The sequence below is a fragment of the Sphingomonas sp. MMS24-J45 genome (assembly GCF_044881195.1).
In the GTDB taxonomy this organism is placed as follows: Bacteria; Pseudomonadota; Alphaproteobacteria; order Sphingomonadales; family Sphingomonadaceae; genus Sphingomonas.
This window is the reverse complement of sequence record NZ_CP173255.1, coordinates 659,549-680,939: the sequence shown is the minus strand read 5'-3', so window position 1 is coordinate 680,939 and position 21,391 is coordinate 659,549. Positions and strand designations below refer to the sequence as shown.

The 21,391-nt window shown below is 65.6% G+C and carries 20 protein-coding genes, 1 tRNA gene and 1 pseudogene; 12 read left to right on the top strand and 10 right to left on the bottom strand.

Translation table 11 applies throughout. The features are described from left to right. A complete protein-coding gene (rplK, locus tag AB5I39_RS03565; protein ID WP_404371244.1) occupies window positions 1–432 on the bottom strand; it encodes a 50S ribosomal protein L11 in 432 nt (143 codons plus the stop codon). A 147-nt stretch (window positions 433–579) separates the two neighbouring features. Here rplK and AB5I39_RS03560 point away from each other — a divergent pair, with 147 nt between their 5' ends. Next, a complete protein-coding gene (locus AB5I39_RS03560; RefSeq protein ID WP_404371242.1) occupies window positions 580–2,382 on the top strand; it encodes an Hsp70 family protein in 1,803 nt (600 codons plus the stop codon). After that, on the top strand, window positions 2,379–3,974 hold the full coding sequence (locus AB5I39_RS03555; RefSeq protein WP_404371240.1) for a hypothetical protein: 1,596 nt from the start codon (window positions 2,379–2,381) through the stop codon (window positions 3,972–3,974). The genes AB5I39_RS03560 and AB5I39_RS03555 overlap by 4 nt, the downstream gene beginning before the upstream one ends. A 197-nt stretch (window positions 3,975–4,171) precedes the next feature. Here the strand turns inward: AB5I39_RS03555 and nusG are convergent, their stop codons facing one another. Then, window positions 4,172–4,711, bottom strand: coding sequence for a transcription termination/antitermination protein NusG (gene nusG, locus AB5I39_RS03550; RefSeq protein WP_404371238.1), 540 nt, complete (start codon window positions 4,709–4,711; stop codon window positions 4,172–4,174). A 12-nt stretch (window positions 4,712–4,723) separates the two neighbouring features. After that, window positions 4,724–4,921, bottom strand: coding sequence for a preprotein translocase subunit SecE (secE, locus tag AB5I39_RS03545; RefSeq protein WP_404371237.1), 198 nt, complete (start codon window positions 4,919–4,921; stop codon window positions 4,724–4,726). 330 nt (window positions 4,922–5,251) lie between these two features. Between secE and AB5I39_RS03540 the strand changes: the two genes are divergently transcribed. The 3 genes from AB5I39_RS03540 to AB5I39_RS03530 are packed head-to-tail and all read left to right on the top strand — an operon-like array spanning window position 5,252 to window position 8,261. Next, on the top strand, window positions 5,252–6,373 hold the full coding sequence (locus tag AB5I39_RS03540; protein WP_404371235.1) for an 8-amino-7-oxononanoate synthase: 1,122 nt from the start codon (window positions 5,252–5,254) through the stop codon (window positions 6,371–6,373). Next, complete coding sequence (gene bioD / locus AB5I39_RS03535; RefSeq protein WP_404371232.1) at window positions 6,373–7,002, top strand: dethiobiotin synthase; 630 nt, start codon at window positions 6,373–6,375, stop codon at window positions 7,000–7,002. Before AB5I39_RS03540 ends, bioD begins: the two co-directional genes overlap by 1 nt. Beyond that, window positions 6,999–8,261 carry an adenosylmethionine--8-amino-7-oxononanoate transaminase gene (locus AB5I39_RS03530; RefSeq protein WP_404371229.1) on the top strand — a complete coding sequence of 421 codons (1,263 nt, stop codon included), beginning with the start codon at window positions 6,999–7,001 and terminating at the stop codon, window positions 8,259–8,261. Before bioD ends, AB5I39_RS03530 begins: the two co-directional genes overlap by 4 nt. A gap of 216 nt (window positions 8,262–8,477) precedes the next feature. On the opposite strand, the gene AB5I39_RS03525 is transcribed toward AB5I39_RS03530, so the two are convergent. From AB5I39_RS03525 to AB5I39_RS03515, 3 genes are all read right to left on the bottom strand, one after another. Then, window positions 8,478–8,554: transfer RNA gene (locus AB5I39_RS03525), tRNA-Trp, on the bottom strand. 46 nt (window positions 8,555–8,600) lie between these two features. After that, window positions 8,601–10,928 carry a putative bifunctional diguanylate cyclase/phosphodiesterase gene (locus tag AB5I39_RS03520; RefSeq protein WP_404373993.1) on the bottom strand — a complete coding sequence of 776 codons (2,328 nt, stop codon included), beginning with the start codon at window positions 10,926–10,928 and terminating at the stop codon, window positions 8,601–8,603. A 117-nt stretch (window positions 10,929–11,045) separates the two neighbouring features. Continuing rightward, entirely contained in the window at window positions 11,046–11,375 is a 330-nt protein-coding gene (locus tag AB5I39_RS03515) for a UrcA family protein (protein ID WP_404371227.1), read from the bottom strand. A gap of 118 nt (window positions 11,376–11,493) precedes the next feature. Here AB5I39_RS03515 and AB5I39_RS03510 point away from each other — a divergent pair, with 118 nt between their 5' ends. Both AB5I39_RS03510 and AB5I39_RS03505 read left to right on the top strand, forming a co-directional pair. Then, window positions 11,494–12,447 (top strand): LysR family transcriptional regulator, encoded by a 954-nt coding sequence (locus AB5I39_RS03510; protein ID WP_404371224.1) that lies wholly within the window; start codon window positions 11,494–11,496, stop codon window positions 12,445–12,447. A gap of 201 nt (window positions 12,448–12,648) precedes the next feature. Further along, the gene (locus AB5I39_RS03505) at window positions 12,649–14,664 is read left to right on the top strand and encodes a putative bifunctional diguanylate cyclase/phosphodiesterase (RefSeq protein ID WP_404371222.1); all 2,016 of its coding nucleotides are present in this window, start codon (window positions 12,649–12,651) and stop codon (window positions 14,662–14,664) included. A gap of 24 nt (window positions 14,665–14,688) precedes the next feature. On the opposite strand, the gene AB5I39_RS03500 is transcribed toward AB5I39_RS03505, so the two are convergent. Further along, the gene (locus AB5I39_RS03500; protein WP_404371218.1) at window positions 14,689–16,473 is read right to left on the bottom strand and encodes a fatty acyl-AMP ligase; all 1,785 of its coding nucleotides are present in this window, start codon (window positions 16,471–16,473) and stop codon (window positions 14,689–14,691) included. Between the two features lie 119 nt (window positions 16,474–16,592). Between AB5I39_RS03500 and AB5I39_RS03495 the strand changes: the two genes are divergently transcribed. From AB5I39_RS03495 to AB5I39_RS03475, 5 genes and pseudogenes are all read left to right on the top strand, one after another. Beyond that, the gene (locus AB5I39_RS03495; RefSeq protein ID WP_404371216.1) at window positions 16,593–17,144 is read left to right on the top strand and encodes a regulatory protein RecX; all 552 of its coding nucleotides are present in this window, start codon (window positions 16,593–16,595) and stop codon (window positions 17,142–17,144) included. 148 nt (window positions 17,145–17,292) lie between these two features. Next, window positions 17,293–17,838, top strand: a complete 546-nt coding sequence (locus tag AB5I39_RS03490; protein WP_404371214.1) for a cold-shock protein — start codon at window positions 17,293–17,295, stop codon at window positions 17,836–17,838. A gap of 9 nt (window positions 17,839–17,847) precedes the next feature. After that, window positions 17,848–18,342, top strand: coding sequence for a DUF192 domain-containing protein (locus tag AB5I39_RS03485; protein WP_404371211.1), 495 nt, complete (start codon window positions 17,848–17,850; stop codon window positions 18,340–18,342). 54 nt (window positions 18,343–18,396) lie between these two features. Continuing rightward, the gene (locus AB5I39_RS03480) at window positions 18,397–18,789 is read left to right on the top strand and encodes an NADH:ubiquinone oxidoreductase subunit NDUFA12 (protein WP_404371209.1); all 393 of its coding nucleotides are present in this window, start codon (window positions 18,397–18,399) and stop codon (window positions 18,787–18,789) included. A 188-nt stretch (window positions 18,790–18,977) separates the two neighbouring features. Next, window positions 18,978–19,211: pseudogene (locus tag AB5I39_RS03475) on the top strand (DUF2155 domain-containing protein); the annotation flags it as partial. A gap of 35 nt (window positions 19,212–19,246) precedes the next feature. Here AB5I39_RS03475 and aat read toward each other — a convergent pair. The 3 genes from aat to AB5I39_RS03460 form a co-directional block, all read right to left on the bottom strand. Beyond that, window positions 19,247–20,008 carry a leucyl/phenylalanyl-tRNA--protein transferase gene (gene aat / locus AB5I39_RS03470; RefSeq protein WP_404371208.1) on the bottom strand — a complete coding sequence of 254 codons (762 nt, stop codon included), beginning with the start codon at window positions 20,006–20,008 and terminating at the stop codon, window positions 19,247–19,249. A gap of 18 nt (window positions 20,009–20,026) precedes the next feature. Next, a complete protein-coding gene (locus AB5I39_RS03465) occupies window positions 20,027–20,749 on the bottom strand; it encodes a ParA family protein (protein ID WP_404371205.1) in 723 nt (240 codons plus the stop codon). A gap of 64 nt (window positions 20,750–20,813) precedes the next feature. Beyond that, window positions 20,814–21,197, bottom strand: coding sequence for a hypothetical protein (locus AB5I39_RS03460; RefSeq protein WP_404371203.1), 384 nt, complete (start codon window positions 21,195–21,197; stop codon window positions 20,814–20,816). Window positions 21,198–21,391 lie beyond the last annotated feature (194 nt).

The window sequence follows — 21,391 nt, the reverse complement described above, 5'->3', positions numbered from 1 at the left end:
TTAGCCCTCCACCACTTCGAGGCCCATCGCGCGGGCAGAACCCTCGATGATGCGCGTTGCCGATTCGAGATCGTTGGCGTTCAGATCCTTCATCTTCGCGGTCGCGATGTCGGACAGCTGCGAGCGCTTGATCTTGCCACCCGAAACCTTGCCCGGCTCCTTCGAGCCCGACTTGATGCCGACGGCCTTCTTGATCAGGTACGATGCCGGCGGCGTCTTCGTTTCGAACGAGAACGAACGGTCGGCATAGACGGTGATCACGGTCGGCAGCGGCGTGCCGGCTTCCTGGTCACCGGTCTGCGCGTTGAACGCCTTGCAGAATTCCATGATGTTGACGCCGCGCTGACCCAAAGCTGGGCCGATCGGCGGCGAGGGGTTGGCCTTGCCTGCAGGAACCTGCAGCTTGATATAGCCGGTAATCTTTTTTGCCATCTCACTCTTTCTCAAGTTTAGCGGTTCGATCGGACGCGCAAACGCCCTCCCGCAGCGGTTTCCATCGATATGGAAGGTGGCGCGCATAGCCGATGCGACGGGAAGACGCAATGGGGGAGGCGGGGGCAGGGGGGATACGCGCCGGGGGTGGCGCGCGGTCCCGCTATGCCCCGCCCATCACTGAAACTCGCGCTTGCGTTCGCTTCCCATTTACTAATAGCGGGGCTGAAGGGGGAAGTTTTGATGATCATCGGGGTCGACTTGGGTACCACCAACAGCGCGGTGGCAGTATGGCGCAACGGGCGGGCCGAACTGATTCCGAATGCGCTGGGAGATATGCTCACCCCTTCTGCCGTGAGTATTACCGAGTCCGGTCAGGTATTGGTCGGATCGGCGGCACGCGACCGGCAGTCAACCCATCCGCACGAAAGTGTCACCACGTTCAAGCGCCGCATGGGGACGCAGCAGACCGTGAAGATTCACGGCCATACTTATGCCGCGGATGATCTGTCTTCCCTAGTGTTGCGCAGCTTGAAGGAGGACGCGGAATCCTATCTGGGTGAGACCGTTACAGGGGCGGTCGTTACTGTTCCCGCCTATTTCAACGAGCGCCAACGCCGCGCCACACGGCGTGCCGGGGAACTGGCTGGGTTGAAGATCGAGCGGCTCTTGAACGAACCGACCGCAGCCGCGCTTGCCTTCGGCGTGGCCGATCGGGCGGAACGTGAACCCTTTCTGGTGTTCGACCTGGGCGGCGGTACTTTCGACGTGTCGATCGTCGAGGTGTTCGATGGTATCGTCGAAGTGCGCGCCTCGGCTGGCGACAATCGGCTGGGCGGCGAGGATTTCAATGCGGCGCTGATCGATGTCGCGCGGGGAAAGGCCGATCCCGGCAACGCACTGGCGGCAGCCGACCCGATCATCGCGCAGGAGTTGTTACGCGCCGCCGCCGAGCGTACAAAGCGCGCTCTAACCGACGCGCAAAGCGCGCCGTTCAGCGTGACATGGAACGACCGCACCTTCAGTGCAAAGATTTCCGCGACCGAGTTCGATCGCGCTGTAGAGCCGCTGATCGAGCGATTACGCGAGCCCGTGCTCCGATCGCTGCGTGATTCCGGCATTCGCGTCGAGACGCTCAGCGAGGTTGTTTTGGTCGGAGGCGCGACCCGGACCCCGGCGGTGCGGCGGGCGATCACGCGCATGTTCGGACGCTTTCCCAACACCGCGATCCATCCCGATCACGCCGTAGCGCTGGGGGCGGCAGTGCAGGCCGGTTTATTGGCGCGCGACGCGGCGCTCGACGAGATCCGCTTGACCGATGTCTGTCCGTTCACGCTCGGGGTCGATCATGCCGAGCGCGACTCACGGGGTGCGATGCGCTCGGGTCTCTTTTCACCCATCATCGAGCGCAATACCGTTATCCCGGTCAGCCGAGTCAATCGCTATATTACCGTTTCCGACAATCAGCGCGTCGTTCAGTTCGGCATCTATCAGGGCGAAGCGCGCGAAGTCTCCGGCAATGTCAAGCTTGGCGAGGTGCAAGTGCCGGTGCCGCCGCGCCCGGCCGGTCATGTCGCGATCGATTGCCGGTTCAGCTATGATACGAGCGGATTGCTGGAGGTCGATGTCCTGGTTCCGGAAACCGGGATCTTCAAAAATCTCGTGATCGCCGATGATGCCGACACCGTGTCTCCCGAAGCTCTGGCAGAGCGGCGGGCCGTCTTAGCTGAATTAAAGCTTCATCCGCGCGATATGAGCGAGAATGCAGCGGTCCTGGCGCGCGCGCGACGCTGTTACGAATCCTTCTTGGGCGATCAACGGCATCAGATCGGACAGGCAACGCTGGACTTCGAAAGCGCTCTGGAAAGCCAGCAGCCGCGGGTGATTCAGGCTGCTCGTGCCGAACTCACCGCCATTCTGAACGCGCTTGAAGGAGAGCGCTTTCTATGAGCCACGGCGAGCCTTGGGCTACACTGGACATAGCGCCCACCCATGATGCGCGCGAGGTCCGCCGTGCCTATTCCAAACGTCTGAAGGCGATCGACGTTGAGGCCGAACCGGAGCGCTTCGTCGCGCTACGCGAAGCGTTTGAATATGCGACCGCGCTGGCCAACATGGGGGAAGGCTTGGCTCTCGCCGATGCGACACCCGAGCCGACGACGCCCCTCGACGACCGTTGGTCCGGTCCGGAAGAAGCTGATTGGGATCGCGATCGCTCCTCAGCACCCCATCCGGATACGTCGCCGCTTGAGCCCGGGTCTGTGCCGAATGTTGAGGACAATCCGATCGACCTTCACGCGGAGGCGTTGCAACGGCTTCTCCTGTCGCATCCCGATGATTGGCTACCGCCCGCGCCGGAAGAGACCGAGGCGATGCTGGCGCATTGGGCGGCAATCAGCGCCGATTCCCGCCTGGAAGAGCTCAGTTTCTATGCGAATGCGGAGATTTGGGTCGCGGAAGTGGTGGCGCGGGGCTGTCCGTTTTCCGATCCGCTTGTTCCGCTGGTCATCGCGCGGTTCGGGTGGCTCGCCGCGGCCGGGAAAATCGGTCAGCATCCGGCGGTGGAATACGTTCTTGCGCGCAATGCGACGTTGAATTTTCTGCAGGAAGTCTCGAAGTCGAGCCACCCGCTACACGGTGCATGGAAGGAACTTACGACGCCTGCTACCGAAAGGTCGCGGCGCGGCTGGGGCACGACGCGCAAAAGCGTCCGAACATTGCTGCAGCGCATTCGGGAAGAGCATCCTGATGCCGAGAAGTATCTGGATAGCTGGCGCGTCGGCCTTTGGGAAAATGCACAATCCGGTTCGGGTCGCATCCCGTGGTCAGCCATCGCCTTCGGCTTCATCGTTCTCTTTCAGTTTGCCCGATATGCGTCGATGGAGCCAGCGCAGCCGCAGCGGTTTTTGAATCCACCCGTCATGGTGGATCGCTTGACCGATCGCGACGCGGACATCGACCGCGCCTTGTTCAAACTTTCGGACAATTTTGTTGGTGTTGAGACGGTCAGGATCAAGAATCCGTCCTGGTACTCAGATCTTTCCACGGTGTGGGAAAATCAAAAGCTGAACAAGCATGATCTCTCCGACTTCGAAGTCGAGGTCAGCAAGATGGTGGCGCAGCGTTTCTCGCGCGTGCGGGGAAAGGCGCCCTATGCACAGATCAAAGCCTATCGTGCGATCGATCTGCAATCTGCGCTATATTATAAGGAGATGAGCCCGCAGCAATGTTATTCCTATCTGGTCGTCGGAGATCAGCCGGTCCGCCCTTCGCTCCAGCCGGCGTTGCGTCGTGCCATTTACGATATCGTGCTAAGCGCCGGTGCGGATGTCACCCAGAAATCGGGTAACGGCAGATTTACGGTGCCGGGCGATGTGATGGAGCAGGGCGCGAAAAAGGCCGGGCTGAGTCGCAACGCTTACGGTGTCGCTCTCAACGATGGCGGCACGATTGAGCAGCGATGCAATGCGCGAATTGCGTTGCTGCAAGTGGCATTGGAGCTTCCGCCCAAGCGCGGTTTGAAGCTGTTGCGCGAGATGTGAGGCGCAGGCGCGGTCTACCGTTTCGATTGCCGGGCCAATTTGTCGGTTTCGTTGAGTGCTATGGGTAGGGACGCGGGAGTAAATCCCGCGTCTTTCGTCGGATGGGTTCGCGCGGGGGGCGACCCTCCGGCCGGTCGAGCGCCGGTCTCGTGCAATAGCAGCGCTATTGCACGTGCGGTCGCGCGTAAGGCTTTGCCTTACTTGCTGCGTTCGACTTGCTCGAACTCCAGCTCAACCGGCGTAGCACGCCCGAAGATCGACACCGAAACCTTGACCCGCGACCGGTCGAAATCGAGCTCTTCCACGATGCCGTTGAAGCTCGCGAACGGGCCGTCGAGCACCTTGACCGAGTCGCCGATTTCGAAATCGACCTTGATCTTCGCCTTGGGTGCGGCGGCGGCGGCTTCGTCCTTGGTGTTGAGCATCCGCGCGGCTTCCGCCTCGGGGATTGCTTGCGGCTTGCCGTTCGGCCCAAGGAAGCCGGTCACCTTCGGCGTGTTCTTGACGAGGTGATACACGTCGTCGTTCATGTTCAGCTTGGCCAGCACATAGCCGGGCATGAACTTGCGCTCGACCGAGATCTTCTTGCCGCGGCGCGCCTCGGTCACGGTTTCGGTCGGGACTTCGATCTGCTCGACGAGCTGTTCGAGGCCCATGCGGGTCGCCTCCGCCATGATCGAATCGCGGACCTTGCCCTCGAAACCCGAATAAGCGTGGATGATGTACCAGCGTGCCATGTGATGTGTCTCTTACTTTGCGAGGCTGAGCAGCAGGGCGATGACCGCCTCGAAGCTGGTGTCGATCACGAAGAAGAACAGGCCGAGGATCAGGGTCATGATCACCACCATAAGGCCCGTCATCAGCGTCTCGCGCCGCGTCGGCCACACCACCTTCTTGGTCTCGGCCTTCACCTGATTGAAGAATTCGAGAGGGGTCGTCTTTGCCACGGTGCCTGCACTCTTGTTGAAGCTCTGTGTCCGGACATGGGCCCGCCGCCCGGACCTGCCAAGGCCCGATGACGAGAATTCCCGATGTCGGAATGGCGATTGCTTATCAGGGGGGCGGGGCGGGGGCAAGTCCCGAGTCGTCGCGCTCGCGCGGGGCGTCGGTCCGGCCACGGCCCGCGGCGGTCGCGAACGGGCGCAGGAATCATCGACCAGCCTGACGATGCTGGCCGCGCTCGACGGCAGACGGGGAGGCGGCGTTGCGGCCTGCTCCGGCGCGGGCCGTCCAAATCGTCGGGTGCGTTGCCCGATGCGCTCGGTATATGCCCCGCCATGATACCGCTGCAGGCCCTTGCTGATGATCTGGACACGCTGAAGAACGCCGATCGCTTGCGCCGGCTTCAGCCGCGTGGCGGGATGGATTTCGCCTCGAACGACTATCTCGCGCTTGCAGGCGCGCCGCGCCTGCGGGCGGCGGTGGGCGCGGCGCTGGCCCGCGGCGTCCCCGTCGGTTCGGGCGGATCGCGGCTGCTGCGCGGCAACGATCCGGAGCATGAGGCGATCGAGGCGGAGGCGGCGGCGTTTTTCGGCAGCGAGACGGCGCTGTTCTTCTCCACCGGCTATGCCGCCAACAGCGCATTGTTCGCAACGCTGCCGCAGCGGGGCGACCTGGTCGTTTACGATGCGCTGATCCATGCGAGCGCGCATGAGGGCATGAAGCTCGGCCGCGCGGCGACGATTGCGGCCCCGCACAACGATCCCGGCGCGATCAAGGCGACGATCGCGACGTGGCGACGCGAGGGCGGTACGGGGCGGCCGTGGATCGCGGTCGAGAGCCTGTACAGCATGGACGGCGACCGCGCGCCGCTCGACGATCTGCTGACGGTGGCCAAGCGGCATGAGGCGATGCTGCTGATCGACGAGGCGCACGCGACCGGCGTGTTCGGGGATCGGGGCCGCGGGCTTGCCGCCGGGCTGGAGGGCCAGGAGAACGTCATCACGCTGCGCACCTGCGGCAAGGCGCTGGGGTGCGAGGGGGCGTTGCTGTGTGGACCGCGCACGATGCGGGATTTCCTCGTCAACCGTGCGCGCGGCTTCATCTTCTCGACCGCGCCGTCGCCGCTGATCGCCGCTGCGGTGCGGGAGAGTTTGCGCATCCTGACAGACGAGCCTGAGCGGCGCGCGCGACTGGCCGAACTGATCGCCTTTGCCGAACGCACGCTCGCGCCGTGCGGGGTGACCGCGACCGGATCGCCGATCCTGCCGCTGATCGTCGGCGCGGATGCCGCCGCGATGGAGATGGCCGCCGCGCTCCAGGCGGCGGGCTTCGATGTGCGCGGGATTCGCCCCCCGACCGTACCGGCGGGCACGGCGCGGCTGCGGCTGTCGTTGACCTTGAATGTCACCGAGGCAGACGTCACTGCGCTGGCGGACGCCATCAGGAACCTGAACTAATGCACGGAAATGCCATCGTTGTGACCGGCACCGATACCGATGTCGGCAAGACCGTCTTCGCGGCGGCGTTGGCCGGTGCGCTCGGCGCGCACTATTGGAAGCCGGTGCAGGCCGGGCTGGACCCGTCGAGCGATGCCGCCAGCGTCGCGCTGCTGTCCGGCCTGCCGCCGGAGCGGATCTTGCCCGAAGCCTATCGCCTGAACACGCCGTGCTCGCCGCACCGCGCGGCGGAGATCGACAGGGTGGTGATCGACCCCGAGCGGCTGACGTTGCCGCCGGTTTCCGGGCCGCTGGTGGTGGAGGGCGCGGGCGGGGCGCTGGTGCCGTTGACGCGCGACCTGCTGTTTGCCGATCTGTTCGGGCGTTGGGGCGCCCCGGTGGTGCTGGTCGCACGCACCGCGCTGGGGACGATCAACCACAGCCTGTTGTCGATCGAGGCATTGCGGCGGCGGGGCGTGCCGATCCTCGGCGTTGCCTTTGTCGGCGATGAACAGGCCGATAGCGAAGCGACGATCGCGCAGATCGGCGGGGTCAAGCGGCTCGGGCGTCTTCCGCTGCTCGATCCGCTCGATGCGGCGACGCTGGCGGCGGCCTTCGCGGCCGCGTTCGACCTGGACGATTTTCGATGACGCCGTCGCCGATCTGGCATCCCTTCACCCAGCACGGCCTGGGCGAGCCGATCCCGCGGGTCAGCCATGCCGAGGGGGCTGTCCTTTACACCGACGATGGGCGGCGGATCGTCGATGGCATCAGTTCCTGGTGGGTGACGACGCATGGGCATTGCCATCCGCGCATCATGGCCGCGATCGCCGAGCAGACCACGAAGCTCGACCAGATCATCTTCGCTGGCTGGACCCACGAACCCGCCGAAACGCTGGCGCGCGGGTTGACCGCGATCATGCCGCCGGAACTCACCCGCGTGTTCTTTTCGGATTCCGGATCGACCAGCGTCGAGGTCGCGCTGAAGATGGCGCTGGGTTTCTGGGCCAATCACGGCAGCGCGCGGGACCGCATTCTGGTGATGGAGCACAGCTATCACGGCGATACCATCGGCGCGATGTCGGTCGGCGCGCGCGGGGCATTCAATGCGAGCTATGCGCCGCTGCTGTTCGACGTCAGTACCATCCCGTTTCCGGTTACGGGCGGCGAACAGGCGACGCTCGACGCGCTGGAGCAGGCGTGCCGCGCGGCACCGGCGGCACTGATCGTCGAGCCGCTGATCCTGGGGGCGGGCGGGATGCTGGTCTATCCCGCCTGGGTGCTCGCCGAGATGCGCGCGATCTGTGCGCGGCACGACGTGCTTTTCGTAGCCGACGAGGTGATGACCGGCTGGGGCCGCACGGGGACGCTGCTGGCGTGCGAACAGGCCGGGATCGTGCCTGACATCCTGTGTTTGTCGAAGGGGCTGACCGGCGGCGCGGTGCCGCTTGCGGTCACGATGGCGCGCGAGGCGATTTTCGAGGCGCATCTGTCGACGGATCGTGCGCGGATGTTCTTTCATTCCTCCAGCTACACCGCGAACCCAATCGCGTGCGCGGCGGCCAACGCCAATCTGGCGATCTGGCGCGAGGAGCCTGTGCTTGGCCGGATCGCCGATGTTTCCGCGCGGCAGGGCGATCGGCTGGCCTCGCTGGCGGCGCTGCCCAACGTGCGCCACGCACGCCAGATCGGCACCATAATCGCGATCGACTTGGTCGATCCGGCGGGGAGCGGCTATCTCTCGCACCTCGGGCCGCGGCTGCTCGCGCATTTCCTGGCGCACGATCTGCTCGTGCGGCCGCTCGGGAATACGGTCTATCTGATGCCACCCTATTGCATCACCGACGCCGATCTCGATCGCTTGTACGAGTCGATCGCCGATGCCGCGGATATGGCATCGCGCCTGTAGCGGGGAAGCGCCGAGAGATTGCACGGGGCTCGGTCGGCTGATGATCCGGATCGATTGCCGCTGTTAAGGCGCGCCGTCATCGGAGTTATGCAAGGAAACGCGGTCTTGGGTGGGCCGTGATGGGAGTAAATCCCATCACGTCGGACGGCCCAAAGGCCGCCGGCTGGCCTTGCGGCGGCTCGGGATTAGCTTTGCTAATCCGGTGCGCCTTAGGCTTGGCAGGGGAGCTCGGACTCGAACCGAGGGCCTTCGGTTTTGGAGACCGACGCTCTAACCAACTGAGCTACACCCCTATCAGAAGCGTCCGTTAGCGCGCCGCCGCGCGGCCCGCAAGCGGCTTTACGCAGCGGCGCGGTCGCTCCAGTCGCGATGCGCCAGGCTGCGCGCTTCGGCGACGGGCAGGGGGCGACCGAAATAATAGCCCTGCACCTTGGTACAGCCGAGGTCCTGCACCATGCGGTGTTCGTCCTCGGTCTCCACGCCCTCTGCGGTGGTGGCCATGCCGAGGCTCTGCGCCAGCGCGACGACTGCGCGAATGATCGCGATCGCCTCGGGCACTTTCTTGGACGCGCCGATCACGAAGCTGCGGTCGATTTTGATCGTCGAGAATTTGGTGCGGCTGAGATAGCCGAGCGAGGAATAGCCGGTGCCGAAATCGTCGAGGCTGAGCCGCACGCCGAGCCCCAAAATGCGCTCCAGCACCTTCACCGCGCCGGTATCGTCGCGCATGAACACGCTTTCGGTGACCTCAAGTTCGAGCCGACTGGCGGGAAGCCCACTGTTCGCCAGCGCCGAGGCGACGATCGCGACGAAGCCCGGGTTGTGCAACTGTTCGGGTGACACGTTGACCGCGACACGAGTCTCGCCTGGCCAGGTAGCGGCCTCGGCACAGGCCGAGCGCAGCACCCATTCGCCGATCGGCGCGATCAACCGTGCATCTTCGGCGAGCGGGATGAACTTGGCCGGGGAGATCGGGCCAAGTTCGGGGTGCGTCCAGCGGACGAGGGCCTCAAAGCCCTTCAGAGTGCCGCTCGCGGCATCGACCACGGGCTGATAGTGGACGTCCAGCTCATCGTTGGTCAGCGCCTTGCGCAGCGCCTGTTCGAGGATGCGGCGTTCCTCGGCCGCGACGTGCAATTGCGGCTCGTAACAATGGTAGGTCCCGCCGCTCTGGTCCTTCGAGCGGTATAAAGCGAGATCGGCGGAGCGAATCAGCATTTCCGCGGTCGCGCCGTCGCGCGGACCGAAGGCGACCCCGACGCTCGCCCCGGTGTAGAGCGTATGGTGATCGAGGTCATAGGGTTTCGCGAGCGTGTCGACGATCGTCTGTGCGAGCCGCTCGACGCGCGCGCTGTCACTGGCATCGCGCACGACGACGGCGAATTCGTCGCCGCCGAGCCGCCCGATCAGCTCGTTCTCGGTCATCAGCGCGGCAAGCCGTTCGGACACGCGCCCGAGCAGCCGGTCGCCGATCGGGTGGCCGAGCGAATCGTTGACCGCCTTGAAGCGATCGAGATCGATCATCATGAAGGCGCATCGGCTGCCCCATTTGGTGGCTTCCGCCATCGCCCGCGCCAGTGCTTCGTTGATGTGCAGCCGGTTGGGCAGGCCGGTCAGCGTATCGAAGCGCGCCATGCGGTTGATCTTGTCGGCGGATTCGCGCTGTTGGGTCACGTCCGACCCGACGCCGCGGAAGCCGATAAAGGCGCCGCGCTCGTCGACGCGGGGGTTGGCGGCGATCTCGAACCAGCGCTCGGTATCGTCCACGCGCACCGGCAACAGCACGTCGCGAAACGCGACGCGGCCTTTCAGATGTTCGGCAAGCTGGCGCAGGCCCGCCGAGAAATTGCCCGCTTCCCAGGTCGGCCCGGCGAGCACTTCAAGCAGCGACTTGCCGTTGATGCTGAGCGGATCGAGCCCGACCGAATGCGCGAAGCGGGGCGATGCGCGCACCACGCGACGTCCGGCATCGGTTTCCCACAGCCAATCGGCGCTGTGATCCTGCGCCTCCCGCAGCAACAGACTGACGGTTTCGTCGCGTTCGGCGAGCGCGATCTCACCCGCGCGGATCACCACCAGCGCACGCGCGCCGGAGAAACAGCCGATCATCAGCAGCACGGCGAACAACAGGACCGCGGCGGCGAGCACGGGGCCGCCGACGAAGAACACCATCGTCGCAACGGCCAGGCCGAGGATGCCGAGAAAGCTCAGGGTGGCGAGCGGCAGGGCTACCATTGCGACCGCCGATGCCGCCATCAGCACCGACAGCACGACCCACAGCGCCAGCGCGGTGGCGGAATCGGCCCGGACCCCAAAGGCGAGCGGCGGGACCGACCAGACTGCGGCGAGCGCGATTCCCTCCAGCACCGTATCGCGCACGTCGCCGAGCGTCGCGCTGCTGGCCGAACGGTGGCGCGCGGCGAGGCGGCGGAAGGTGACCGCGACGGCGACCGCCGCGACGACCGCGCCCCAACAGGCCATCGCCCATAACGGTGCCGTGTGTTCGAGGATCAGCGTGACCAATGCCGCGCCGATCAGGTTGGCGGCGAGCATGAAGAAGGCAAGCTGGCTGCCGGCGTGCATCTGCGCAGCGCGGATCGGTGCCCAATCGGTCGTATCCGCCGGATCGTAGAGGCCGAGCAAGGCCCGGGCGTCGATCCGCGGCATGGCGAATTGGGAGGTGGTTTCAGTGCTCACGCGCCATACTGTAGCGTGCAAGGGTTAGCGGATCGTTATGGCGGTGCCGGGGGTAGGCGCCGAAATTGCTGCACCCCCCCCCCGCGATCACCGCGCCGATGCGATCGTCCGATCGGTTTGTGCGGCGGCCGATGCGACGGCGGCGCGCCGTTGCGCGTCGGTGCGGGCAACTGCTTCGTCGCGGCAGCGGATATAGGTCTTCCAGCCGAGCGGGTCGGCAGCGGAGGGCGTTTCGCAGAGCGACGACGCGGCGTGCAGGATGCGCAGGCCGAGCCGGTGCTGGCCCTTGGTCGAGGCGAGGTCGAGCCCAGCGGTGCTGACGGTCGTACGATGGTCGCGCGGCTGCTCTGCCACCGCATAAGCGGGCGCGGCGGACAGAAGCGCAGCCAGGACTGCGGAGGTGAGAAGCGAGTTCATGACGGTCTCCCAAGATTGTGAAACCGTTGGCCAACGTGCGTTTTCAGATACGCGCGCTTAGGGACCTGCAAAAGAAACGATGTTGCACTGTCGTTCTGCAAAAGTGCAGAATGCCCCGATGCTCGACTGGAACGACACGCAGTATTTTCTGGCCGTGGCCGAGAGCGGCAGCACCCTGTCCGCCGGGCGCGTGTTGCGGGTCAGCCAGACGACGGTGGCCAGGCGGATCGCCGCGCTGGAGGAGGCGCTGGGGCTGACCTTGTTCGAGCGCCGCCGCGCTGGCTATGTGCTGACGGCGGTCGGCGAGACATTGCTGCCGCAGGCGCGCGCGCTGCGCGCGTCTGCGGCGCAGTTTGTCGAGGCGGCGGCGGCGCGCAAGCGCGATGCCGGTGGCACCGTCCGGCTGACCGCCGAGGAATCCTATGTCGTCGGGGTGCTGCCCGCGATGCTGCGCGATCTGCGCGAGCGGCATCCGGATATCGTGATCGAACTCGATGCGAGCGAGGATGTGCGCGATCTTTCAGCCGCGGCGGCCGATGTTGCGATCCGCGTCACGAAAAACATCGAAACGGGCAGCGGGCTGGTCGGGCGGCGGATCGGCGACGATTATTGGACGGTGTATTGCAGCCGGATCTACGCCGCGACGCACAGCTTGCCGCGCAACCGGCACGAATTGGCGGGACATCCGATGATCGGCGGTGGGGGCGGCGCGATCGGGCGCTATTACGGCACCTGGCTGCGGGAGAATGGGCTGGAAGGTGCGATCGCGATGCAGCATAGCTCGGTCAGCGGCCTGCTGTCGGCTGTGCGATCGGGCATGGGGCTGGCATCGCTCCCGTGCTTCGTAGCGGAGGCGGACGAGGATTTCGTCCGTTGCCTGCCGCACGCGCGCTCCGGATCGCGGGAAATCTGGCTGGTAACGCATGAGCGGCTGCGCCACGTGCCGCGCGTGCGGACAGTCATGGATTTCCTGGGCGAAGCCTTGCGCCGCCACGCAGATCTTGTGACCGAGCGGTTGCTGACACCGTCGCAAGCGGTGCTCGGGGCGAGCCCGACCACCCTGTCCACCTGACGCGAAGAGCGGCCTCTTTCGGCCGCTACAGGCACCACGGGCGTGGAAATGCCGTCCGTGCTACGGCGGCGGTTCGGTGCCCGCTATAATGGACTTTGGTATCCGATGGGTCTCCGGGGCGGGGCGGCGTCGCGGTGCTGTCGTGCGGCCAAAGGCCGGGGCGATTGGGTCGCCGACAGGCAAAAAGGGAAATGCGCGGTAATGCAAACCGGCAAGAGTGAGAGGATCGAGCGCGAGTTACTGGCGATCACGCACGAGAATCTGAGGCCGATGCTCGTGATGAATTTTCTCGCGTGCGGCGGCGTGTCGCTGATTTTATGGTCCGACGGGGCGCATTGGGTGGTTGCCTGGTTTGCCGCCGCTGCGTTGCTGGGCACGCTGCGGTATGCCTCGAGCGTGGGTCGGTCCCATGCTGCAATCCTGTGCGCGACTCCAGGCCGAGTCGCACGCTGGCGCCATCAATTTGCAATCGGTCTGTATCTGTCCGCGGCGTTGTGGGCGGGCTTGTCGCTACTGTTAAATGCGTCGAATGCGGCGAGCCAATATATGGTGGCGATCATCGTTTCGGCGCTGGCTGCCGGAGGCTCCGGGATTATCGCGGGGCTGTTGCGCGAGGGGCGGATCTATATCGCCGCGATGCTCGGCCCGGCGTCGCTCCTGCTGTTCGACAGCGATCAGCAAGGTCGCGTCATGACGATCCTGGGCCTGGTTTTCCTTGGCGTGATGTTCCTGGTGCACAGTCGCAACCATGTCGCCATCCGCTGCAGCGTCGAGCTGAAGATCGAGAATCTCGATCTGGTCGCCGACCTGCAGGCGCTCAACAGCGACCTGGAGGACAGGATCGAGCAGCGCACGCGCGCGCTGGCCGATGCCGCCAATTCCGACGGGCTCACCGGCCTGCCGAACCGACGGCGGTTGCTCGCGTGGATGCATAAGCATCTCCACGCCGATGCCGGGCGTGAGGCGGCGGCGCTGTTCCTCGATCTCGACCGGTTCAAGCAGATCAACGATGCGATGGGGCATGACGTGGGCGACCGCATCCTGCGCGCGGTGACCAAACGGCTCGGCCGGTTGATCCCGGCGAATGCCATGCTGGCGCGGTGGGGCGGGGACGAATTCGTGCTGGTGCTGGGGCATGGCGACGACGTGTTTCACGAGGCGGAAGCGATCGGGCGGGCGCTGATCGATGCGGTGAGCCAGCCGTTCGACGTCGATGGGCAATCGCTATCGGTTGGCCTGTCCGCCGGGCTGGCGATGTTTCCGGGGGATGCGTGTACGCATGAGGCGCTAATCCTCGCCGCCGATCTCGCGGTGGCCGAGGCCAAGCGCGAGGGGCGCGGCAAGGTGCTGACGTTCCGCGAATCCTATGCCGCGACGCAGAAGCGCCGTTTCGACGTGTCGCGCGCGCTGCCCGAGGCGATTCAGGTCGAACAACTCGTGCTGCATTACCAGCCGATCTACAATTGGCGGACCGGCTACATCCACGGATATGAAGCGCTGGCGCGCTGGACGCATCCGACGCTGGGCACGATCAACCCGGATGAGTTCATTCCGATCGCGGAGGAGACCGATCGCATCATTGCGCTGGGCGATCTCGTCCTGCGGCGCGCCTGTACCGCAGCGGCGGCGTGGACGACCATCGATCATGCGCCGGTGGTGGCGGTCAACGTATCGGTAAAGCAGCTGTGCGAAAGCGATTTCGCGCTGCGCGTCGCGCAGATCCTGGCGCAGACCGGCTTGCCCGCCGGGCGATTGGAACTCGAAGTCACCGAATCAGTGTTTGCCGAAGACCATATCGATGCGACGCGCGCCTCGATCGAGAGCCTGCGCGCGATCGGCGTTGCGTTGCTGATCGACGACTTCGGGACCGGCTATTCGTCGCTGTCACGCTTGCTCAGCTTCCCCGTGACGGCGGTGAAGATCGACAAGTCGTTCATGTCGACGCTGGACGGCAATGGCGGCGCGGTGGTGGAAAGCACCGTGCTGATCGCGCGGCGATTGGGGATCTCGATTGTGGCCGAAGGGGTCGAGACCGCCGAGCAAGCGACGCTGCTGGCCGGGATGGGGGTCGACCTGTTTCAGGGATATTATTTCGGCCGCCCCTCGGCCGCAGTGCTGACTGATCACGACCTGCCGGTTGCGGTGGCGCCTGCGCAACCGCCGACCGCGCGCGCCGCGATCACGCAATTCGGGCTATCCGGTTATGCCTTCGGTTGAGCGCAGGCCGAACGGCGGTGCGCGTTAAGCCGCCAGGTCGTACGGCTTGATATCCCCGTTGAGATAGAGGTTGCGTGCCTTCGCCCGGCTCAATTTGCCCGAACTGGTGCGCGGCAGGGTGCGCGGCGGGATCAGTTCGATCACGCAGTTCATGCCGGTGACCGAGCGGACGCGTTCGCGAATCTCGTCGCGCAGGCGGACGCGTTCGGATTCATCCGAAGTGCGGCACTGTACGAGCACGGCGGGAGTTTCCTCACCGCCCGGCGTGGTGATCGCGAAGGCGGCAATGTCGCCGGCCTTGAAGCCGGGAAGCTGCTCGACCGCCCATTCGATGTCCTGCGGCCAATGGTTGCGGCCGTTGACGATGATCATGTCCTTGGCGCGGCCGACAATGTAGATGTAGCCGTCGCTGAGATAGCCCATGTCGCCGGTGTCGAGCCAGCCATCGACCAGGCAGGCATCGGTCGAATCCTGATCGCGGAAATAGCCGACCATCACCGATGGGCCGGAGCACCAGACCTTGCCGATCGCGCGTTCGGGCAGGGGGGTGCCGTCTTCTTCGCGAATCTGGACCTGCATGTCCTTCACCGGCTTGCCGCAATTGACGATCGCGCGGTAGCGTTGCGGACGGTCTTCACCGGCGGCGACGCCGGAGAGCTGCGTTTCCTCGACCAGCTCGACGCGGATGCCCTCGGTCGGCGGCATGATCGACACGGCGAGCGTCGCTTCGGCAAGGCCGTAGCTCGGCAGGAAGGCGCTGGCCTTGAAACCCGCCTCGGCAAAGGCATCGACGAAGCATTGCATCACGTCGGGGCGGATCATGTCGGCGCCATTGCCGGCCAGGCGCCAGCGCGACAGGTCGAAACGTTCGGAAGCCTTGGTCTGGCTCGACATGCGGCGCGCGCAAATGTCGTAGCCGAAGGTGGGGGAATAGCTGATCGAAGTGCCGGGATTGCGGCTGATCATGTCGAGCCAGGCGAGCGGACGGCGCGCGAAATCCTCGGTCTTGAGGTAATCGGTCGAGACCTGATTGGCGACCGGCGACAGGAAGCAGCCGACCAGCCCCATGTCGTGATACCACGGCAGCCACGACACGCAGCGGTCGCTGTCGATCAACTGCATCCCGTGCGCGTGGGCGGCGAGATTGTTGAGCAACGCGTGATGCGTGATGACGACACCGTGCGGGAAGCGCGTCGATCCGCTGGAATATTGCAAATAGGCGATATCGTCGCCGCGTGCTTGGGGTAGATCGACCGCAGGGGCGGGGCGTGCGACGAGTTCGGACCAGTCGACCCCTTCGACCCCAGCGGCGCGCGCGGCATCGCCGCCCATCTGCGCCAGTTCGGGCGGATAGATCAGCAGCGTCGGATCACAGCTCGAAAGCTGGACGCGGAGCTGTTCGATATACGAATCGCGGCCGCCGAAGCTGGTCGGCAGCGGCAGCGGGACGGGCCAGGCGCCGGCATAGACAGTGCCGAAGAACAGGGCGGCGAAATCGGGGCTGGTCTCCGCGACGATCGCGATGCGGTCCTCGGGCTTGATCCCGGCGTCGATCAGGCGGCGCGCCATCGCCAGTGCGTCTTCACGCAGGTCGGCAAAGGGATAGGCGCGCGTCAGCGTGCCGCGCGCATCGTGGAAATTCAGGCCGCGCGTGCCTTTGGCGGCATAATCGAGCGCCTCGCCCAGCGTTTCGAAATCGGCGAAGCGTCGTGCCAGCGTGTCCGCGGTCGGCGTCGCGACCAAATTCGGCGCGGCCGACCCCGGTGTTGTCACCGAGGTTTCCCGCGTGTCCGCTACATCTGTGGTCATCAGTGTTTGTGCCCTTGATCGCGACCGTTTGGGGACGGTCGCGCCTGAATTTTCGACATGCACCCCTGCTTATGCCAAGCGTTCAAAATCGAGATCGACTGTGGCACAATGATGGCGTCATGTTCCAGTCACCAAAGAACCGTTCGAAATCAAGAGAGATACGCACGGTTCCGCCGCTGGATGCGGCGGCGCTGGAGCGGTTGGCGCTGCGCTATGTCGAGCGGTTTGCCACAACGCGGCGGCGTTTGGTCGAGTATCTGACGCGCAAGATTCGCGAGCGCGGGTGGGACGGGCCGTCGGCGGACCCGGTGGCTCTGGCCGAGAAGTTCGCCGAGCTCGGGTATATCGACGATCGCGCGTTCGGCGAGGCGCGCGCGGCGGCGATGGGGCGGCGCGGGCTGGGCAAGCGCCGGGTCAGCGGCGCGCTGCAGCAGGCGGGGCTGGACGAGGAGGATCGCGAAGCGATCGCCCCGGCGGTGGACGATCGCGCGCTGGAGACGGCGCTGGCGTTCGCCAGGCGCCGACGGATCGGCCCGTTCGCGTCGGTGCGGGCCGAACGCCCCCAGCGCGAGAAGCAGATCGCGGCGATGATTCGCGGCGGGCACGACTTTGCGCTCGCGCGGCGGATCGTCATGCTGGAACCGGGCGAAGCACTGGATCCGGAGTCATGAGGGTTACCGGATTTCCGCGGAATTCGTGCGCGCCGCGCCCGAGACGACTGGCTTTGCGTCAAAATTGTGTCCGTGCTAGCCTCGCAGTCGGGGGATAGTTCTCGATGCGTAACGAAGTAATTTCGGCGCTCAACGCCACGGAAAAAGAGTGCGGCGGGGGGATAAGTCGGGGACGGCGGACCCTTCCGCACGAATCTATACCGGCGTCGTCAAATGGTTCGACATGACGCGCGGCTTTGGTTTCGTTGTGGCCGATGACGCGAGCGTCGGCGATATTCTGGTGCATTTCTCGGTGTTGCGCCCGCATGGCCGTCGGAGCGTGCCGGAAGGCGCGCGGATCGAGTGTCTTGCTTCGGTGCGCGACCGGGGACTGCAGGCGAGCGAGATTTTGTCGATCGATCTGACCGACGCGATCGAGCAGCCGATCCGCCCGCGCGCGGACGCGGCGCGGGGCGATGCCGCGGCGCTGATCGAACAGGCCGGGCCGTTCGAACCGGTGACGGTCAAATGGTTCAACCGCTTGAAAGGCTATGGCTTCCTGCTACGCGGCAACGACGAGAGCGACGTGTTCGTGCATATCGAGACGCTGCGGCGCGCGGGGATCGAAGAGATCGAACCGGGCCAGGCGTTCCGCGCGCGGATCGTAGAGCGGGACAAGGGTCCGCTCGCGGTGATCGTCGCGTATGAGGATTGAAGGCGCACAATGACGGTACGATTTGCGGCGGTGCTGGCGATGGGGCTGGTTGTCGCCACCAGCGGATGTGGTGGCGCTAAGGACACCGCGGCCACGGCGCAGGCCCCGAGCGGGACGGTCGCGGTCAGCATCAAGAGCGCGAACGGCACCCACGCCTTCGCCGTCGAACTGGCCAAGACGGCGGAGGAGCAGGAGCGCGGGCTGATGTTCCGCACCGACATCCCGGAGAATGGCGGGATGTTGTTCGCGCCCTATCCGCCAGAGGGCGGTCCGCCGCGCGCGGCCAATTTCTGGATGAAGAACACGCCGAGCCCGCTCGACATCCTGTTCATCCGCGCCGACGGCACGATCGCGCGGATCGCCGAGAATACCGTGCCGCAGTCCGAAACCTTGATCCCCTCGGGCGAGCCGGTCAGCGCGGTGCTGGAACTGCGCGGGGGGCGCGTGCTCGATCTGGGCATATCCGAGGGCGACCGGGTGACGTGGAGCGGCGGACCGCGCTAACCTCATCCGGAATCGCGGTTGAAGGTGGCACGGCGGCGCGCTAAGCGCGTGCGCATGGGCATCAACCTCAATCCCTTCACCTGGTGGAACGGCGCGACCGTGGGCACCGCATTCGGGCTGCGTGGCAAGGCGCGTGTCGGCGAAGATTCGCTCGGTAACGTCTATTACGAAGGCGGACGCGATACCGCAGGCAACCCGCGGCGCTGGGTGATCTATAACGGGCCGAACGACACGACCCGCGTGCCGCCCGAATGGTTCAGCTGGCTGCATCACCAGGTCGCCGACGTGCCGGCGCGCGCGCTTCCCGCGCCGCGTCCGTGGCAGAAGCCAGCCGAGCCCAATATGACCGGAACGCCCGCCGCCTATCGCCCGAGCGGCGCGCTGGAAAAGGGTGGCGTGCGCGCTGCCGCGACCGGCGATTATGAAGCGTGGGTGCCGGACGCGTGATTCGCGCCGGGCGGTGCGGCGCGGTGCTGGCGGTGACGCTGCTCGCCGTCGGATGCGGGCCGACCAAGCCTGCCGCGCCGGACGCCAAGCCGACCCCGGTCACCGCGCTCGACGCCGATACCAGCGCGAGCAACATCACGACGGTCGATGTCGGGGGTGGGGTCGACCCGAGCCTGGGCGCGACGCCGATGGCGGAGCGGGTCGCGACGCTGGGGCTGCTCAACAAACGCAACGGCGCGGCGCGCGACGTCGTGCTGAAGCCCGGCAAAGCGGTGCGGATCGGCGATGTGATCGTGCGGCTGCGCGCGTGCGAGCGCACCGCCCCGTGGGAGCAGGAACCCTACACAGGCGCGTTCGTGCAGGTTGATGTGCAGGGCCGCGACGCAGCCTGGCGGCGAGTCTTTTCAGGCTGGCTGTTCAAGGAGCGCCCGGCGCTCAACGTCGTGCAGCATCCGATTTACGATGTCTGGGTCAAAAGCTGCGCGATGACCTTCCCGGTCGGCGGGCCAAACTCGATCGCAGGTGGGGGTGATCCCCAGGCGAGCGACGCACCGCGGTCGAGCGCGAAGAAATCGCCGACGCCAGAGGAGGAAGCGCCCGAGCCGACCGCGCCCGATATCGAAGAGGACAATGCCGAGAGATAATCGGCACGGCTGATTTCGATCGCGCCCAAAGAGGCGAGGTGATCGGTCAGGAACTGGCAATCGAGCAGCGTATAGCCGCCGACGCGCAGCCGCGCGACGAGCCATGCCATCGCGACCTTTGAGGCGTCGCGCGCGCGGCTGACCATGCTTTCGCCGAAAAACGCCCGGCCCAGCGCGATGCCGTACAGGCCGCCGACCAGGGCGTCGCCGTCCCACACTTCGATCGAATGCGCGAAGCCGAGCTGGTGCAACTGGTTGGTGACGCGTTCGATCGGGGGATTGATCCAGGTATCGGGTCGGCTGGCGTCGGATTGCGCGCACAGCGCGAGGATCCGGGTGAAGGCGTGGTCCGCAGTGACGCGGAAGCGGTCCGCGACCAGCTTCTTCCGGAGCGAGCGCGAAAGGTGGAAGCCGTCGAGCGGCAGGATCGCGCGTTCGGTCGGCTCGACCCAATAGACTTCATCGGTGTCCCGCCCGTCTGCCATCGGAAACACCCCGACCGAATAGGCCCCTAACATCAGATTGGGGTCGATCGGCGGGATGGGATCGGGTGCGGCGTGTTCCGCGTCGGTCATGCTGCGGTGCGCCGGGGATCAAGCGGCAAGGCGGCGCTCGATCGCTTGCCACAGCCGGGCGAAAGCCTGCGCCCCCGCCGATTTCGCGGCGAAGCTGCCGACTGGCGCGCGCCGGGCGGTGACCTGCTCGATCAGGCTCGCCATCGGGATGACCGGCCAATCGGGATGCCGCGCCAGCGCCTCGGCATGGAGTTTGCGGCGGCCATCGACCATCGAATGCACCGGCATCACCTGCACCTTCGTGCCGAGATGTTTCAGCACCTCGGCCAGCGCGCGTTCGGACAGAGGCGAGGGGATGACCGGTACTACGATCAGATCGGCCGCGCGCATCACCTGATCGCTCGTTTCGGTCAGGCCGGGCGGGCAATCGAGCAGGATGCGATCATAATCCTTGCGCAGCCCGGACAGCAGTTTCTGCAGGCGCTTCTTCTTGTCGAGTTCGTGAAACAGCAGGTCGAGCCCGCGCAGCGACGCATCGGCGCGGAGCAGATCGAGCCGCGGCGTTGCGGTCTTCTCGATCAGCTTGTCCGGGCTGACATCCTTGGCGAAGACCGATTGGGCCTGGCCCTTCACCTTGAGGTCGGGCGTCGCGCTCAGCAGGAAGCTGGAGGCGGCTTGCGGGTCCAGGTCCCAGAGCAGGGTGCGCCGCGACGAGGCGGTCGCGGCGACCCAGGCGAGATTGACGGCGAGTGTCGTTTTACCGACGCCGCCCTTCAGACTGTAGATCGCAATCGTCGCCACGTCGGGGCCCTCGTTTCCGCGGGGCCATAGTGGCGGATGACGATGCGCCGTGCAATCGGTGGCCTTAGCCGACCTTGCAGACCTGGGCCGACTTGCCGGGCTGCGTGAGCGTGACCGACTTGGGGTCGCCAGTGAGGACATAGCCCTGTGCGGTCAGCGGATCGCCGGCCTTTTCGGCGGTGAGCTTGACCGGGGTCGCGTCCTTCTTGGTCTTCACCAGAACCTGCTTGTCGCCTTCGAAGAAGGTGACGAAGGCGAGGCTGTTGTCCTTGCACCGCATGCTGACGTCGGCCTTGATCGCCGGGGGCAATTCGACCGGTGCCTTGTTGGCCAGAACCGACGCCATCGGATCGGGCGCGATGTTGGTCACTTCTTGCGGCTTGTTTTCACAGGCCGAGAGCGCGAACAGCGCAACGGCGGCGGCGGGGAGGAGGTTACGGATGCTCATGCGGACGCGCTTTGCGTATGCCGCATCGCGCGTCAAGGGCGGAACATGCCCTAGAGGCAATCATTTTTGCGCCGCAACAATCCGGAAATATCATAGTCATATTCCGCTGCGGCATTCGACAAGATTTGCGCGTCGGAGCCCGGTCCCGGACGCTCGGACTTGTCACGGCATCAGCGGCGTGAAACTCTCGTGCC